Origin of the sequence: Azospirillum lipoferum, assembly GCF_024170005.1 — a bacterium.
GTDB lineage: Bacteria > Pseudomonadota > Alphaproteobacteria > Azospirillales > Azospirillaceae > Azospirillum > Azospirillum lipoferum.
Genome location: NZ_JALJXJ010000021.1, coordinates 18,827 through 34,945, shown reverse-complemented (window position 1 = coordinate 34,945; position 16,119 = coordinate 18,827). Strand labels below are relative to the sequence as shown.

Genomic DNA, 16,119 nt, shown 5'->3' with positions numbered 1-16,119 from the left:
TCGTACGCCTTGGATTTCGCCGTGTCGCCTATCCGGAAGTCAGGGGTTGCCGGACGCACATCCGGGTGAAACCTTCGACCCGGTGGCTTGTTTCCGTCCCGTGTTCCCGCGACACGTGTTCCGTCAATCGCTTCTCGAAAGTGCTGGACCCATGATCGATCGGCAGGACCGGCTTTGGTACAAGGATGCCGTCATCTACCAACTGCACATCAAGGCGTTCTTCGACGCCGACAATGATGGCATCGGCGATTTCGCCGGTCTGACCCAGAAGCTGGACTACATCCAGGAGCTGGGGGTGACGGCGGTGTGGCTTCTGCCCTTCTACCCATCGCCGCTGCGCGACGACGGCTATGACATCGCCGACTACACCTCGGTCAACCCGACCTACGGGAACCTGGAGGATTTCCGGCGTTTCATGGAGGAATGCCACAACCGCGGCCTGCGGGTGATCACCGAACTGGTGATCAACCACACCTCCGACCAGCACCCCTGGTTCCAGCGCGCGCGGGAGGCGCCGGCCGGCTCCAGCCACCGCGACTATTATGTCTGGTCCGACAGCGACCAGAAATACCAGGGCACGCGGATCATCTTCTGCGACACCGAGAAGTCCAACTGGACCTGGGATCCGGTCGCCAACGCCTATTACTGGCACCGCTTCTATTCGCACCAGCCCGACCTGAACTTCGACAATCCCGAGGTTCTGGAGGAGGTGCTGAAGGTGATGCGCTTCTGGCTGGACATCGGGGTGGACGGGCTGCGGCTCGACGCCATCCCCTACCTGAAGGAGCGCGAGGGCACCAACAACGAGAATCTGCCGGAAACCCACGACGTCCTGAAGGCGATCCGCGCAGCACTCGACGCCGAATATCCGGACCGCATGCTGCTGGCCGAGGCCAACCAGTGGCCGGAGGACGTGCTGCCCTATTTCGGCGATCCGGAGAAGGGCGGCGACGAATGCCACATGTCCTTCCACTTCCCGCTGATGCCGCGCATCTACATGGCGGTGGCGATGGAGGACCGGCATCCCATCGCCGACATCATGCGCCAGACCCCGGACATCCCGGCCGACTGCCAGTGGGCCATCTTCCTGCGCAACCACGATGAACTGACGCTGGAGATGGTCACCGACAGCGAGCGCGACTATCTCTGGAACTTCTACGCCGCCGACCGGCGGATGCGGATCAACCTCGGCATCCGCCGCCGCCTCGCCCCGCTGCTGGAGAACGACCGCCGCAAGATCGAGCTGTTGAACAGCCTGCTGATGTCGATGCCCGGCACGCCGGTGCTCTATTACGGCGACGAGATCGGCATGGGCGACAACATCTATCTCGGCGACCGCGACGGCGTGCGCACGCCGATGCAATGGTCGATCGACCGCAACGGCGGCTTCTCGCGCGCCGATCCGGCGCGGCTCTACCTGCCGGCGGTGCTCGACCCGATCTACGGCTTCATGGCCGTCAATGTCGAGGCGCAGACCCGCAACCCCTCCTCGCTGCTGAACTGGATGAAGCGGCTGGTGGCGGTGCGCAAGCAGCGCCAGAGCTTCGGCCGCGGCAGCTTCTCCCTGCTCTATCCCGGCAACCGCAAGGTCCTGGCCTATATCCGCTGCCTGGAGACCGAGAACGGGTCGGAGATCGCGCTGTGCGTCGCCAACCTGTCGCGCTCGGCCCAGGCGGTGGAGCTGGATCTGAAGGCCTGGAAGGGCCGCATCCCGGTCGAGCTGCTGGGCCGCACCGTCTTCCCGCCGATCGGCGATCTTCCTTATCTGCTGACGCTGCCGGCCTACGGCTTCTACTGGTTCGCCCTGACGGCGGAGGCGGAGCTGCCGACCTGGCACGAGACTCCGCCGGAGCCGGTGCCGGACCTGCTGACCATCGTCGTGCGCGACGGCTGGCACAGCCTGACCACCGGCAAGGCGGCGGACGAGCTTGGCCGCGACATCCTCCAGGCCTTCCTGCCGAAACAGCGCTGGTTCTCAGCCAAGGACCGCCGCATCACCCGCTCGCATGTCACGCTCGCCGCCCAGCTTCCGGGGCCGGGCGAGGGCTTCATGCTGGTCAGAACGCAGGTTGGGCTGGACGGCGACGCCGCCGACCAGAGCTATTTCCTGCCGCTGGCGATGAGCTGGGAGGACGGGGCCGGCGGCACCGGCTGGCCGCTGCTGCCCTATACGCTGGCCAAGGTGCGGCGCGGTCCGCGCACCGGCGCCATCTATGACGCGGTGCAGGCCGACGGTTTCGCCCTGGCGCTGATCGAGGCGCTGCGGCGTGGCGACACGCTGAAGGCCACCGCCGGAGATGAGGCCATCCGCTTCACCCCGACCGAGGCGCTGACCGCCATCGAGCTGTCGCCGGAGGCCGAGGTGCGGCGTCTGGGGGTGGAGCAGAGCAACACCTCCGTCCTGGTCGACAGCCAGATCGTGCTGAAGGTGCTGCGCCGTCTGGTGGAGGGCGAGCATCCCGAGGTCGAGATGGGCCGTTTCCTGACGGGGGTCGGTTTTGCCAACACCCCGGCCCTGCTGGGCACGGTGGAGCAGGTCGCCGCCGACGGCACGCCGACAGCGCTGGCGGTGGCCCAGGCCTTCGTCCGCAACCAGGGCGACGGCTGGGCCAGCACGGTGGAGGAACTGGAACGCCAACTGGAGGACATCCGCCTCGGCGTCGCCGGCACCACCGAGGACGCCGCCGAGTCGGGCGAGCCCTTCGGCATGCATCTGGTGATGATGACCACGCTGGGCCAGCGCACCGCCGAACTGCACCGGGCGCTGGCGCAGAGCACCGGCAACCCGGCCTTCGATCCGGAGCCGATCGCCGCCGATGATCTGGCGCGCTGGGCCGATGCCGTCCGCACCCAGGCGGAGGCCGCCTTCGCCGCCCTGCCCGGAGCCCTGGAGCGTCTGCCGGCCGACGTGCGGGCCGACGCCGAACGGCTGCTGGCCCGCCGGGCCGAGGCGATGGAGCGGATTTCGGCGCTGGCGGCGATGCCGGCCGGCGGCGTCAAGACCCGCATCCATGGCGACTATCACCTGGGTCAGGTGGTGCGGGCGCAGAACGACTGGTACATCCTCGACTTCGAAGGCGAGCCGGCCAAGACGCTGGAGGAACGCCGCGCCAAGTCCAGCCCGCTGCGCGACGTGGCCGGGATGCTGCGCTCCTTCAACTATGCGGCCTGGGCGGCGCTGTTCCGCCTCGACAGCGCCGGCGAGGGGTCCAACAGCGGCGACAGCCCGGCGCTGGCCGCCGCCCGCGATTGGGAACGCCGCAGCGTCGACTCCTTCCTCGACGGCTATCGCAAGGCGGTCGAAGGCTGCCCGGTCTGGCCGGCGGAAGAGGGCACGGCGCGCGGCCTGCTGACCCTGTTCCTGCTGGAGAAGGCCTTCTACGAGATCGGCTACGAGGCGGCGAACCGGCCCAACTGGATCGGCATCCCGGTCAAGGGCGTGCTGGGTCTTCTCGACGACGCCAAAGAGGCGGGCGCGCAGGAATGACCGGACAAATCCGCGGCGGGCATGGTGTGACGAAACCGCCGCGAGTATGTTCACCTCCGGAGAAGGCGTGCCGGCATCGGCCGTCATTCCCGCGAAGGCGGGAATCCAGGGCTCCCCAAGACGGGGTTTAGCGCGTAAGCCTGGATCCCCGCCTTCGCAGGGATGACGGTGCTGGGACGGTTATGGTCCACGAAGACGATAGGGCCTCCACGAAGAAGGGCACTTGGCCAATGGCGAGCGACATGACGACGGACACCCGCAAGGACCAGGCGCAGACCGGCGTCTCCGAAAGCCCTAAATCCGGCCCCACCGACCACCGGGCCGAGGCCCTGCGCGCGGCGGCGGACGCCATTGCGCGGGCCGACCATGGCGATCCCTTCGCCGTGCTCGGCATGCAGCAGGAGGCGCCCGGCCGGCCGGTCGAGGTCCGCGCCTTCGTGCCCGGCGCCGAGCGGCTGTGGGTGATCGACAGCGCCACCGGCGAGCCGGCGGGCGAGGCCGAGCGCATCCACCAGGACGGTTTCTACCGCGCCGTTCTGCCCGACCGGACGGAGCGCTTCCGCTACCGCCTGCGCGCCCAGTATCCGCTGGCGACCCAGGAGTTCGAGGACGCCTACCGCTTCGGCAACATGCTGGGCGAGCTGGACGTCCATCTGCTGGCCGAAGGCACCCACCTGCGCAATTACGAGAAGCTGGGCGCCCACCCGCGCGAGGTCGACGGCGTCGCCGGCGTGTCCTTCGCCGTCTGGGCGCCGAGTGCGCGCAGCGTCAGCGTGGTCGGCGACTTCAACAACTGGGACGGCCGCCGGATGCCGATGCGCCGGCGCGTCGAGGTTGGCGTCTGGGAAATCTTCGTCCCCCACGCCCATGCCGGCCAGCGCTACAAGTTCGAGATCCGCGGTCCGAATGGCAACCTGATGCCGGCCAAGGCCGACCCCTACGCCTTCCAGGCGGAGATGCGTCCGGCCACCGCCTCGGTCGTCCACGGCCTGCCGCCCTACGAATGGCGCGACCAGGACTGGCAGAGCCGCAAGGTCACCACCTCCGACCGCACCGCGCCGGTGTCGATCTATGAGGTCCATCTCGGATCCTGGGCGCGGGTGCCGGAGGAGGACAACCGCTTCCTGACCTATCAGGAACTGGCGGAGCGGCTGATCCCCTACGCCAAGGACATGGGCTTCACCCATATCGAGCTGCTGCCGATCACCGAGCATCCGTTCGACGGTTCCTGGGGCTACCAGCCGATCGGCCTCTATGCGCCGACCGCCCGCCACGGCTCGCCGGAGGATTTCAAGGACTTCGTCAACGCCTGCCACCGCGCCGGCCTCGGCGTGCTGCTCGACTGGGTGCCCGGCCATTTCCCGACCGACCCGCACGGGCTGGGGAATTTCGACGGCACGCACCTCTACGAGCATGCCGACCCGCGCCAGGGCTTCCACCAGGACTGGAACACCCTGATCTATAATTTCGGCCGGACGGAGGTGCAGAACTTCCTGCTGGGCAACGCGCTGTTCTGGCTCGACCAGTACAGGCTGGACGGGCTGCGCGTCGATGCCGTCGCCTCCATGCTCTATCTCGACTACAGCCGCAAGGAAGGGGAGTGGATCCCCAACAAGTTCGGCGGGCGCGAGAATCTCGAATCCATCGCCTTCCTCAAGCGGATGAACGAGCTGGTCTATGGCCAGCAGCCGGGCGCCATGACGGTGGCGGAGGAATCGACCTCCTGGCCGATGGTGTCGAAGCCGACCTATTTGGGCGGTCTCGGCTTCGGCTACAAATGGAACATGGGGTGGATGCACGACACGCTGCATTACATGCAGAACGACCCGATCCACCGCCGCTACCATCACCACCAGATGACCTTCGGGTTGATCTACCAGTTCTCCGAAAACTTCGTGCTGCCGCTCAGCCATGACGAGGTGGTGCATGGCAAGGGCTCGCTGATCAACAAGATGCCGGGCGACGACTGGCAGAAGTTCGCCAACCTGCGCGCCTATTACGGTTTCATGTTCGCCCATCCCGGCAAGAAGCTGCTGTTCATGGGCGGCGAGTTCGCCCAGTGGAACGAGTGGAGCGAGGCGCGCAGCCTGGACTGGCACCTGCTGGACCAGCCGATGCACCGCGGCATGCGCGACCTCGTCCGCGACCTCAACGGCCTCTACCGCGAGCTGGAGCCGCTGCACAAGACCGACTGCGACCCATCCGGCTTCGAGTGGATCGAGTCGAATGACAACGAGAACTCGGTCTTCACTTTCCTGCGCAAGGCCGACGAGTCCGGGCACATTGTCATCGCCGTCTGCAATTTCACGCCGGTGCCGCGCCAGGGCTACCGCGTCGGCGTGCCGCTGCCCGGCCGCTATGTCGAGCGGCTGAACACCGACGACGCGAAGTACGGCGGCAGCGGCGTTGGCAATCCCGGCGGCGGCGTCTATGCCGAGGAAGTGCCCTGGCACGGCCGCACCCACTCGCTGGATCTGACCATCCCACCGCTGTCGACGCTGATCCTGGAACGGATGGCGGAGTAGGGTACTCGCCCTTGCTCAGGGTTGAGGGGGAGCCACACGCACCAACACTCGCCATAGCCATCAACCTCACTTGACGGCGACGGGGGGAGGCTTTCTTATTGGATCCCTTGTATCTTTTCGGAGATCCGGTAAGCCGGGCATCGGGTGATGGTCGATAGGAAACCCCCTCCCTCCGCCGCAGAGGTGGTGCGGACCCTCCGGGCGAACCGCGAGGCGCTGCAGCGCCGGGGGGTCCTGCATGCCGCCGTCTTCGGATCGGTCGCCCGTGGCAGCGCTGACGCCGATAGCGATATCGACATCCTGATCGATCTCGATCCCGCTCGTCCGATGGGGCTGTTCGAGTATACCCGAGTCACCCTGGACATTGCCGACCTCTTCGACCGGCCGACCGATGTGGTGGATCGCAAGAGGCTGAGCCCCCTGTTGCGGGACGGTGTCGCCCAGGAGGTGGTCGATGCGTTCTAAGCTGCCGGGCAAGCCTTTGACCGACATCCAGAAAAATATTGTTGCGATCGCTTCTTTCATCAAAGGGATGAGCTTCGAGGATTTTCTGCGGGATCAGAAGACTTGCTATGCCGTTCTTCGGGCTCTGGAGATTATTTCGGAAGCATCCCGTCACCTGCCGACGGATGTGAAAAGCCGGTATCCTGACATCGATTGGCGCGCTGTCGCGGGTGCCGGAAATGTCTATCGTCATGATTATGATAGTGTCGACGATGCCGTGATCTGGCACACGATCAACAGTGAGCTTGCTCCTCTGAAAGCGGCGGTGGATGCCGAGTTGGCACTGCTGCGGACAGACGAATGACCACACTGTCCATTTGTGCGCCCAACAAAAAGGCCACCCGCTGATGCCCTCCACTCCCGCGCGCACCCCGGTCTGGCCCGGCAAGCCCAATCCGCTCGGCGCCACCTGGGACGGGTTCGGCGTCAATTTCGCGATCTTCTCCGCCCATGCCGAGCGGGTGGAGCTTTGCCTGTTCGACAAGACCGGCCAGCGCGAGGTGGAACGCGTCACCCTGCCGGAACACACCGACGAGGTCTGGCACGGCTATCTGCCCGACGCCCGGCCCGGCCTGCTCTACGGCTACCGCGTCCACGGGCCGTACGAGCCGGAGGAGGGGCACCGCTTCAACCCGAACAAGCTGCTGATCGACCCCTATGCCCGGGCGCTGTTCGGCAGCTTCAAATGGTCGGACGCCCATTACGGCTACCGGGTCGGCTCGACCAAGGAGGATCTCTCCTTCGACCGGCGCGACAATGCCCGCGGCATGCCGAAATGCCGGGTGGTCGACGGCGCCTTCACCTGGGGGCACGACCGTCACCGCCGGGTGCCCTGGACCGACACGGTTCTCTACGAGACCCATGTCCGCGGCTTCACCATGCGCCATCCCGACGTGCCGGCCCATCTGCGCGGCACCTTCGCCGGCATGTCGACGCAGAGCGTCATCGAGTATCTGCGGGCACTCGGCATCACCTCGGTGGAGTTCCTGCCGGTCCAGGCCATCGCCGACGAGCAGCATCTCGTCACCCGCGGCCTGACCAACTACTGGGGCTACAACACCATCGGCTTCTTCGCGCCGGAGCCGCGCTACATGAACACCGGCGTCCTGTCGGAGTTCAAGACGATGGTCGCCCGCCTGCACGAGGCGGGGATCGAGGTCATCCTCGACGTCGTCTACAACCACACCGCCGAAGGCAACCATCTGGGGCCGACCCTGTCCTTCAAGGGCATCGACAATCTCAGCTATTACCGGCTGATGCCGGACAGCCCGCGCCACTACATCAACGACACCGGCACCGGGAACACGCTGGATTTCAGCCATCCGCGCGTGGTCCAGCTGGTGATGGACAGCCTCCGCTACTGGGTGACGGAGATGCATGTCGACGGCTTCCGCTTCGACCTCGCCACCGTGCTGGCGCGGGAGCCCTACGGCTACGACCCCGGTTCGGGCTTCCTCGACGCGGTGCGGCAGGACCCGGTGCTGGCCGACGTCAAGCTGATCGCCGAGCCGTGGGACGTCGGTCCCGGCGGCTATCAGGTCGGCAATTTCCCGCCGGGCTGGGCGGAGTGGAACGACCGCTACCGCGACACCGTGCGGCGCTACTGGCGCGGCGACGACGGCATGCTGCCGGAACTGGCCGGCCGCATCGCCGGCTCCGCCGACCTGTTCGAGAAGCGCGGGCGCCGCCCCTGGGCCAGCGTGAACTTCATCACCGCCCATGACGGCTTCACCCTGCACGACCTCGTCTCCTACAACGACAAGCACAACTGGGCGAACGGCGAGGAGAACCGCGACGGCCATTCCTCCAACTGCTCCTGGAACCACGGGGTGGAGGGGCCGAGCGACGACCCCGCGGTGGTCGAGCTGCGGGCGCGGCAGAAGCGCAACCTGCTGGCGACGCTGATGCTGTCGCAGGGCACGCCGATGATGCTGGCTGGCGACGAGCTGGGCCACAGCCAGGACGGCAACAACAACGCCTATTGCCAGGACAACGACATCACCTGGCTCGACTGGAGCCGGCGCGACGGGTCGCTGGTGTCCTTCGTCCGCCGGCTGATCGCGCTGCGCCGCATCCATCCGGTGCTGCGCCGGCCGCTCTTCCTGCATGGGCGGGAGGTGGCGGAAAACGGGCTGAAGGACATCGTCTGGTACAACGCCCAGGGGGTGGAGAAGACGGCGGAGCATTGGCGCAACACCCAGGCGCGCTGCATCGTCCTGCTGCTGAACGGCCGCGCCGGGACCCATGTCGGGCCGGACGGCCAGTCGCTTTCCGACGGCGTCCTGCTGATCGTGCTGAACGCCCATGCCGACATCCTGACCGTGACCCTGCCCGACGTGCCGGGCGGCCGCGGCTGGCGTTGCGTGCTCGACACCCGCGTCGCCGACGGGGCGGGAGACGAGCGCATCCATCTGGCCGGACGCTCGGCGCTGGTCGACGGGCGGACGGTCCTGGTCTTCACCCTGGTGGAGCAACCGGGAATGTAGTGGGCGGGCAGGCGACCGCTGGCGAACCGCCCTGCGATCCTTTGCCCACTGTCCATGCTTCGCCCGGGCGGAGATGCTACCGCGACGGGCGGAGACAAAGCGTGTTACGCTGTGCCGCGCGTTCCCGTCACGGCCGCAGCGGAGCTTCGGGTAGGACGATGCCGGATTACGATTTCTCGCAGGTCGACGCCGCGATCATCGACAGCCAGCTCAACACCGCGCGCGTGTTCCGCGACGTGCTGATCCGGCTGGGCTTCCGGCGGGTGGAGCTGTTCGACTCCGTGAAGGCCGCCGCCGGCCTGCTGAGTGCCGCTATGCCCGATCTGGTGCTGGTCGATGCCGATGGCGAGGATTCGGAGGCCTTCCGCTTCATCCGGTCCCTGCGCAACGAACCGGCGGTGCCCAACCCCTTCGTCGGCGTCATCGTCACCACCTGGGCGCCGACCCCGGCGCTGCTGACCCGCGTCACCAATGCCGGCGGCGACGACCTGCTGATGAAGCCGGTTTCGCCCAAGCAGGTGCGCGACCGCATCGTCAGCCTGATCGAGGCGCGCAAGGGCTTCGTCGTCACCGCCGACTACACCGGTCCCGACCGCCGCAAGTCGCCGCGCGAAGGCGCGCAGGTGCCGGTTCTGGACGCCCCCAACATGCTGCGGCTGAAGGCCACCGGCCAATGGACCCAGTCCGGCGCCCGCATGCTGCTGAACGAGGCGATCGCCACCGTCACCACCCAGAAGCGGCTGCGCGCCAGCGTCCAGGTCGCCTTCCTGGTCGAATTCGCCCTGGACGGTCTGGCGCGGCCGGCGCCGGACCGCATGTCCATCGACCATGTCGGCCGCATCGGCGGCTTCCTGGACGATCTGCTGCGCCGGCTGGGCGACGACGGCGACCACGCGCCGGTGGAGGCAATCGCCCGCGCCATCAAGACGCTGGCCGACAAGGTCCGCGCGACCGCCGAAACGGGGCCCATCCCCGCCGACGACCGCGACCAGTTGCAGGCGCTGTCCCGCGCCCTGATGCAGGCCGTCGACCCCGACCGCCCGCTGGAGGCGATGACGCGCGAGGTGTCGTCCGCCGTCGCCGGCTATCGCAGCCGGCTGGAGCAGATCGCCCAGGCCAAGGCCGCCGCGGCATCGGCGCTGACGGCCTCCGCCACCGCCGCGCCCGCCGAGTCCGCGAACGAGTCCGTTGCCGCGGCCTCAGCCCCGGCTGCGGCCGGCACGGCCTTGTCTGCCGGCTGATGGCGATCTTTCGCTGGAAGAGTTTCGATGGCATAGGCCGCCGGGCGGCATTGACGCCGGCGGCCACCGTCCCAATCCCTAAGCCCCACCCTTCTTTCCGTACAACCCGCGGGGACCCTGCATGAGTGATCTCGACCGGCTGGCCGATCTGCTTGGACTCGAACCCCACTATCACGACATCTGGGGCAACCGGCGGGAGACCTCTGTTGCCACCAAGCGGGCGCTGATCTCCGCCATGGGGTTACCGGCCGCCACGGACGAACAGGTCGCCGACAGCCTGCGTACGGTCGAACGCCGGTCCTGGAGCCGTCCGCTGCCGCCGGTGCTGGTCAGCGGGGAAGGGCAGGGGATCGATCTGGGTGTCGCCCTGCCCGCCGGCCTGGACGACGCGACGCTGCTGTGGGAACTGACGCCGGAGGGTGGGACCGCCCAGGGCGGCAGCATCGCCGTCCGCGACCTGCCCGTCACTGACTGCACCACGCTCGACGGCACGGCCTACGAGCGCCGTGCGCTGGGCGCCCTGTTGCCGGTGTCCCTGCCCATCGGCTACCACCGGCTGGACCTGCATGTGGAGGCCGCCGGCGGAACTGTGGAGCCATCTGCGGGACCGTCGGGGTCCACCACCCTGATCGTGGCACCGGACCGCTGCGTGACGGTGGAGGAGATGGTCCCGGCCGGCCGCAGCTGGGGCATCGGCTTGCAGGTCTATTCGCTGCGGTCGGAGCATGACTGGGGCATGGGCGATTTCACCGACCTCGCCGGCTTCGCCGAGGTCGCCGGGCGGCTCGGCGCCGGGCTGGTTGGCCTCAACCCGCTGCATGCCCTGTTCCCGGCCGACCCCAACCACATCGGCCCCTATTCGCCGTCCAGCCGGCAGTTCCTGAACATTCTCTATATCAACCCGGCCTCCGTTCCCGAATTCGCCGATGCCGACGATCTGCGCGCCCGGATCGAGGCCCCCGCTTTCCAGGCGACCTTGACCGCGGCCCGGCAGGCGGAACTGGTCGATTACCCCGTGGTCGCCGCGCTGAAGCTGCCGCTGCTGGACGCCCTGCACGCCCGTTTCCGCGCTCTGCCTGACGACCACCCGCGCAAGATCGCCTATGCCGCTTTCCGGCAGGACATGGGGGCGGCCCTCGACCGCCATGCCCTGTTCGATGCCCTGCACGAGCATTTCTTCCGCCAGGATCCCGCGCAGTGGATGTGGCGGACCTGGCCGGCCGCCTTCCAGGATCCGCTGAGCCCCGAGGTCGCCGCCTTCGCCGCCGGGCATGCCGACCGCGTCGATTTCTTCGCCTGGGCCCAGTTCGAAGCCGACCGCCAGCTGGGCGAGGCCATGGCGCGAGGGCGCTCCGCCGGGCTTGCCATGGGCTTCTACCGCGACCTTGCGGTAGCCGCCCATCCCGGCGGTGGGTCCGCATGGGCCGACCCGGCGATGCTGGTGCGGGGCGCCAATGTCGGGGCGCCGCCCGACCAGTTCAACATGAACGGCCAGAACTGGGGCTTGGCGCCGTTGTCGCCGTTGGGTCTGCGCGAGTCCGCCTACCGTCCCTTCGTCGAGCTTCTGCGCGCCAACATGCGCCATGCCGCCGCCCTGCGGATCGACCATGTGATGGCGTTGCAGCACCTGTTCTGGATTCCGGAGGACGGCAGCCCCGGCGCCTATGTCGCCTATCCCTTCCACGACCTGCTGCGCATCGTGGCGCTGGAGAGCCGCCGCAACCGCTGCGTCGTGATCGGCGAGGATCTGGGCACCGTGCCGGAGGGGTTCCGCCCGGCGCTGGAGCAGGCCGGTATCCTCAGCTACCGCGTGCTCTATTTCGAGCGCACCGCCGATGGGGGCTTCAAGTCTCCAGATGAATACCCGGCCGGGTCGATGGCGGCGGTCAGCACCCATGATCTGGCGCCTTTCAAGGGCTTCTGGACCGGCCGCGATCTCGACTGGCGCCAGCGCCTCAGCCTTTATCCCGACGATGCCAGCCGCGACAAGGACCGCTGGGACCGTGGCGTCGACCGCTGGCGCCTGCTGCAGGCCTTGTCACGCGAGGGGCTGCGTCCTGACAGCTATCCGACCGAGGAGGGCGACCAGCCTTTCCGTGTGGAGCTGTCGGCCGCCGTCCATGCCTATCTGGCGCGCACGCCGTCCCGCATCGTAATGGTCCAGATCGAGGACGCGCTGGCCGACGACGAGCAGCCCAACCTTCCCGGCACGGTGGACCAGCACCCCAACTGGCGTCGTCGCCTTCCCTGCAGATTGGAGGAGTTGGAGGCTGATGAAGACCTCCGCCGCATCGTCGCCCCGATGACGGCTATCCTCCCACGCTGACCGACAGCCGCCGCCGGCCTGGGGAAAACCGGGCTGGCGGCAGCTGTTGGAAAAAAATGCATCCGGGGCAAAAAAAGCTCTTCACAGCCCGGCATGTGGTCGCTATAAACCCGCCCACACCACGGGGCACGGCGAACAAGCCGCCCCGGTGACGGTCTGGGGGATCGTCTAGCGGTAGGACAGCGGACTCTGACTCCGCCAGCCTAGGTTCGAATCCTAGTCCCCCAACCAACCTTTTCAATCACTTAGCAACTGCGTTTGGGCCGGTTGGGTGCTCCAGTAAGCACCCAGTAAGCACGGTGCTTTCGTGCTGATCAGGCCTTGTCGGCTGGCCATACTTGCCGGACCCACCGACGTTGGTGCACAAAGCCCGAGCTGGTGGTGGTCGGGAGGGCGAGCGGTTATAGAGGCGGCCCGCTGAAGTCGAGCCGCTGATGCCGTACAAGGCGAATGAGCCCCGCCGCCACAAGATCCCGAAGGCCCGGTACCATGTGGAGAATTGGTCGGCCTACGATGCGGCGCTGCGCCGGCGCGGTGACCTGACGATCTGGGTGACGCCGGAGGCGATCGCCATCTGGACGCCGCCGGCTTCGGGCCGCCGCGGTCGGCGAGCGCGCTACTCGGACGTGGCGATCGAAGCCGGGCTGATGTTACGCTTGGCGTTCGGCCGGCCGTGGCGGCAGACCGAGGGTTTGCTGGGTTCGCTCATGCGCCTGCTCGGCCTGAACCTGCCGGTTCCAGATCACACGACCTTCTCCCGGCGCAGCGCCAATCTGGAGGTCGCGTCAGCGCTGGCCAGGACGGACGGGCCGGTCAGCGTGGTGATCGATTCGACCGGGCTGAAGGTGTTCGGCACGGGCGAGTGGCACCTGGAAAAGCATGGTGGCCAAGCGCGCCGGAGCTGGAGAAAGCTCCACTTGGCGGTCGATCCCGGTACCGGCGAGATCCTCGCCGCGGAGCTGACGACCACGCAGGACGGCGATGCCTCGTTGGTCGGCCCGCTGCTCGACCAGATCAAGCGCCCGATCGGCACGGTGCTGGCGGACGGCGCCTATGACGGTGAGCCGGTCTACTGCGCCGTCGCCGCCCACACCCCCGACGCCGAGGTGATCATCCCGCCGCGCTCCACCGCGGTGCCGGGCGAGAGCGCTACCGGCGCACCCAGCCAACGCGACCGCCACATCCGGAGGATTGCCGAGCGAGGCCGGCAGGGCTGGCAGCGGGACGTCCGCTACGGCCGCCGCTCCTTGGGCGAGGTCGCGATGATGCGCTACAAGCAGCTGATCGGGCGCACTTTGCGCGCCCGGACTCTGCCTGCCCAGAAAGTCGAGGCGGCGGTCGGCTGCAAGGTCATGAACAGGATGACCAGTCTTGGAATGCCGGCCTCCCGCAAGGTCGCCTGAACGACAACTTTCCAGGGCGGTGTCCGTCAACGCGCCGAGTTCTGCACCAACGTCCCCCGCTGTCGCATCGGCATTTCCAAGATGGCTTGAAACCTGACGGGATCAAATCATCAGGCATCCGGAATGAGCTTGCCCGGATTCATGATTCCTTCGGGATCGAGCGCCACCTTGATCCGCCGCATGAGATCGAGAGCCGGTCCGTGTTGCGTTTCCATCTGGTCGAGCTTGTGGATCCCGATCCCATGCTCGCCGCTGCAGGTGCCGCCGAAGGCGATCGCCCGCAATCCGACCCGACGGGCGAGCGCGTCGGCCGTCAGCCGTTCCTGATCGTCGTTCGGGTCGAAGAGAATGCCGAGGTGGAAATTGCCGTCACCGACATGACCGACGATCGGAGCGACGAGACCGCTCGCCTCCACGTCCGCCTTGGTCTCCAGCAGGCAGTCGACCAGCGCGGAGATCGGCACGCAGGCGTCTGTCCCCATGTTGGCCTTGCCCGGTGCCAGGGCCATCACCGCGTGATAGGCGTCGTGGCGCGCCTTCCACAGCCGGTTGCGGCTCTCCGTCTCCGTCGCCCGGATAAGTGTCCCTCCGCCATAGTCGGCAGCGAGCACGCCGAACGTCTCGGCATCTTCGCGGACCCCGGTCTTGCTGCCGTGGAACTCGAGGAACAGCGCCGGCCCGCGCGGATAGTCGAGCTTCGAATAGGCGATGCAGGCGTCCATCTGCACCTCGTCGAGAAGTTCAATGCGCGCCATCCTCAGCCCCGACTGGAGAGCGGCGACTGCGGTGCTCACCGCCCCCGTCAGGTCTCGGAACGAACAGACCGCCGCCAGGATGGCTTCCGGGATCGGCTGGAGTCTCAGCTGGATCTCGGTGACGATGCCGAGCGTCCCTTCGCTGCCGACATAGAGCGCGGTCAGATCGAGGCCGGCGGCGGACTTCCGCGCCCGCGTGCCGGTCCGGACGATCGTGCCGTCCGGCGTCACGACCGTGAGGCCGAGCACGCTCTCGCGCATCGTCCCGTAACGGACCGCGTTGGTGCCGGAAGCCCGTGTCCCCGCCATTCCGCCGATGGTGGCATCCGCCCCCGGATCGACCGGAAAGAACAGCCCGAGATGGCGGAGTTCCTCGTTGAGCCGCTTGCGGGTGACGCCCGCCTCGACCCGGCAATCCATCGCGTCGGCCGAGATGTCGATCACCCGGTCGAGGCCGGTCAGATCGACCGAGATGCCGCCCCGGATCGCCGCGACCTGTCCTTCCAGCGAGGTGCCCGCCCCGAAGGCCACCACCGGAACCCGGTGTTCATGGCACAGGCGCAGGATCGCCGCGACCTCGTCGGTCGTCTGCGGACGGGCGATGGCATCGGGCATGCCGACGTCGGGCAGGCCTTCGCCGCGGCTGTGCTGGGTGCGCTCGGCCATCGTCGTCGAGAGCCGCGGACCGAGGAGGCGCCGCAGCGCCTCGACGGCCCGGATCACGCCGTCACCGGGTTCGGGCGACCGTCCCGTCGCCGCATCGATCGAACTCATGCCCCCTCCGCCCGTGTAAGCACGGCGGTGAGCCGCGCGAAGGCCAACATTCCCGGATCGTCGATGCCGATGCTGCGCTCGGCGAACATCCGCGCCCGGCCGATCCGGTTGGGCCGGTCGCGGAAACCGGCAAGCGTCTCGTCCATCGCCCGGCCGGCCGCCATGGCGGCGGCCTCCCGGTCCAGCCCGTCGATCGCGCGGGCGACGGCGTCGAGCATGTCCACGACCGTCTTGTCGCCGAGCGCCGCCCCGCCGCGCGCCATCGCCTGATCGCGGATCTCGCCGAGAAGCCCGCCGAGTTCGGCGACCGGAAGCTTCGTCCGCCCGGCCAGCCGCTTGGCGAGCAGCATCAGCGCCACCGTCACCAGGGTGCCGAGGCTCGATCCCGTCGACTCCGACGCCCGCTTGGCGCAGGCGCGGAAGAACAGCCCGAGATCGGCGACATCGGCCGGGGCGGCGGCGGCAACCGCCTCGAAAAGCCGGCGCAGCATGATCCCGGTGTCGCCGTCGCCGATCCGCCCGTCGGCGGCGTCGAGTTCGGCCTGCGCCGCCGCCGCCGCGTCGCGGATACGCAGGAGGGCGGCCCGGAAGGCCGCAGCGTCGAGCGTGTCGCTCATC

10 protein-coding genes and 1 tRNA gene are annotated in these 16,119 nt (G+C 67.9%); 9 read left to right on the top strand and 2 right to left on the bottom strand.

Annotation, left to right across the window (positions count from 1 at the left end; translation table 11 throughout):
• Positions 1-151: 151 nt before the first annotated feature.
• The 9 genes from treS to J2848_RS32185 all read left to right on the top strand — a co-directional run bounded on the left by treS (position 152) and on the right by J2848_RS32185 (position 13,972).
• On the top strand, positions 152-3,487 hold the full coding sequence (treS, locus tag J2848_RS32225) for a maltose alpha-D-glucosyltransferase (protein ID WP_149234979.1): 3,336 nt from the start codon (positions 152-154) through the stop codon (positions 3,485-3,487).
• A 242-nt stretch (positions 3,488-3,729) separates the two neighbouring features.
• Positions 3,730-6,012 (top strand): 1,4-alpha-glucan branching protein GlgB, encoded by a 2,283-nt coding sequence (glgB, locus tag J2848_RS32220; RefSeq protein WP_246194397.1) that lies wholly within the window; start codon positions 3,730-3,732, stop codon positions 6,010-6,012.
• Between the two features lie 183 nt (positions 6,013-6,195).
• Positions 6,196-6,477, top strand: coding sequence for a nucleotidyltransferase family protein (locus J2848_RS32215; RefSeq protein ID WP_246194396.1), 282 nt, complete (start codon positions 6,196-6,198; stop codon positions 6,475-6,477).
• Positions 6,467-6,820 (top strand): HepT-like ribonuclease domain-containing protein, encoded by a 354-nt coding sequence (locus J2848_RS32210; RefSeq protein WP_149234976.1) that lies wholly within the window; start codon positions 6,467-6,469, stop codon positions 6,818-6,820. The genes J2848_RS32215 and J2848_RS32210 overlap by 11 nt, the downstream gene beginning before the upstream one ends.
• A gap of 43 nt (positions 6,821-6,863) precedes the next feature.
• Positions 6,864-9,002 (top strand): glycogen debranching protein GlgX, encoded by a 2,139-nt coding sequence (gene glgX, locus J2848_RS32205; protein ID WP_149234975.1) that lies wholly within the window; start codon positions 6,864-6,866, stop codon positions 9,000-9,002.
• Positions 9,003-9,160: 158 nt separating this feature from the next.
• The gene (locus J2848_RS32200; protein ID WP_149234974.1) at positions 9,161-10,243 is read left to right on the top strand and encodes a response regulator; all 1,083 of its coding nucleotides are present in this window, start codon (positions 9,161-9,163) and stop codon (positions 10,241-10,243) included.
• A 121-nt stretch (positions 10,244-10,364) separates the two neighbouring features.
• On the top strand, positions 10,365-12,569 hold the full coding sequence (gene malQ, locus J2848_RS32195; protein WP_149234973.1) for a 4-alpha-glucanotransferase: 2,205 nt from the start codon (positions 10,365-10,367) through the stop codon (positions 12,567-12,569).
• Positions 12,570-12,726: 157 nt separating this feature from the next.
• Positions 12,727-12,800: transfer RNA gene (locus tag J2848_RS32190), tRNA-Gln, on the top strand.
• 203 nt (positions 12,801-13,003) lie between these two features.
• Positions 13,004-13,972 (top strand): IS5 family transposase, encoded by a 969-nt coding sequence (locus tag J2848_RS32185; protein WP_149234972.1) that lies wholly within the window; start codon positions 13,004-13,006, stop codon positions 13,970-13,972.
• A 110-nt stretch (positions 13,973-14,082) separates the two neighbouring features.
• Here J2848_RS32185 and J2848_RS32180 read toward each other — a convergent pair whose 3' ends face one another.
• Positions 14,083-15,501 carry an FAD-binding oxidoreductase gene (locus tag J2848_RS32180; protein ID WP_149234971.1) on the bottom strand — a complete coding sequence of 473 codons (1,419 nt, stop codon included), beginning with the start codon at positions 15,499-15,501 and terminating at the stop codon, positions 14,083-14,085.
• Positions 15,498-16,118, bottom strand: coding sequence for a DAK2 domain-containing protein (locus J2848_RS32175; RefSeq protein ID WP_149234970.1), 621 nt, complete (start codon positions 16,116-16,118; stop codon positions 15,498-15,500). Before J2848_RS32175 ends, J2848_RS32180 begins: the two co-directional genes overlap by 4 nt.
• Position 16,119: the final 1 nt, after the last annotated feature.